Below are 1476 nucleotides of genomic sequence, written 5' to 3' on the forward strand. Positions count from 1 at the left end.
AGCCCCACGGGCAGTGACGTTCTACCCCGGCTACCCGTACTAAACCTCTTAAAGAGAAAAGAGGTCAACCAGTAAAAACTGGCTGACCTCATAATACGAACGGGCAGTTTAGCGCAATAAAAGTGGAATAAGTTGAAAAGAGGGTCATAATGAACATGGGTATGATGTTATTATTGAACACGGAAGAAAAGTTGAAAATTAAATTTTATGTTTAAAATGAAACGAATTGTTGTTCAATTAGGGGTAAGTTTTTTATGGTAGGGGGGGGGGGGCAGAACCGAAATGCTCTGGATTGATTGCTCTGTATTTTTTAAGAATCACGCTCGGTCTTTACCTTATCAAAGGCTGCCGCTGATTGATATGTAGAAAAGGCAGAAAACAAATAATTTAGTATTGGAGAGGTAATTTGAAGATAGATATCGTATTTGAATATGATTTAAGTATTGAATTATCAGCAAATATACAAGAATTATTAAACGCCAGTTTTCCAGAAGTTTATCCTAAAAACAGGATTTATTTTAAGCAACTACCGCATTTTAGATTTCTAGCTTTTAACCAAGAAAATCAACTTATAGGACACGTCGGATTAGATTATAGGGTGATGAATCTAAATGGGAAACCCGTGAGAATACTGGGTGTAATTGATTTATGTGTTTCACAAAACACTCGCTCCCAGGGAGTGGCTTCTAAGCTGCTTGGAGAAATCGATAAGTTTTCTGTGCGACGAAATATTGACTTTATTCTGTTATTTGCAGATAACATGACCTTATATTTGAAAAATGGTTATAAATTAGTAAAGAATCAATGTAAATGGGTGAAAATTGATAATGAATCTCTGATTACAAATGGCATAGGGTTTGAGGCAATTGATGAATTGATGATTAAGGAAGTAGGAAAGATCGCTTGGAGCGAGGGGAATCTAGATTTTTTAGGCTATCTTTATTGATCTAACTGGGAACGATAGTTCAGTATCATGAGGGCTGCCTGTTGGCGGCCCTTCGTTATGCTAATGGGCAGGTTTGCGTAACAATTTCCAAACGTTTACGTCTAAATAATGGAAGAAAGGAGATATAAAATGGAGCTTCTTGTTGCAATGATGATATCATCCTTCATTATATCAATAGTTGTTGTTTTAGTGCGGAGATATAAAAGAGGAATGTGGGCAGAATATAAATCTAAAAATACTGGTTTGATTGTTATCGCGATTTGTTTACTTTTTAATTTATATCTCTTATGGAGAAATTAGGACACTCTACTAAGGATGTATAGTAAAGTCAGCGGTATAACAAATAGAGGGGAATATTGATTAATTTTGTTCCGTATTTTTGGGTTGAGGCTGCTGGCATGAACGGCAGCCTTTCGTTCAACTACCATGAAAATTCATCGCAGTGACATCTAAAAGAGGCAATATCAAAGAAGGGTGCAGCTCCTTAGATTTTTAAAGAAGTAGCACCAAGTTAATTAATTCTCGAAAGA

At 36.0% G+C, this 1476-nt stretch carries 1 protein-coding gene; it reads left to right on the forward strand.

Going from position 1 to position 1476, the window contains the following annotated elements; genetic code table 11:
- Positions 1 to 406 precede the first annotated feature (406 nt).
- A complete protein-coding gene (locus AC6ESO_RS30435; RefSeq protein WP_497094618.1) occupies positions 407 to 946 on the forward strand; it encodes a GNAT family N-acetyltransferase in 540 nt (179 codons plus the stop codon).
- Positions 947 to 1476: the final 530 nt, after the last annotated feature.

Source organism: Paenibacillus rhizoryzae (genome assembly GCF_059686995.1).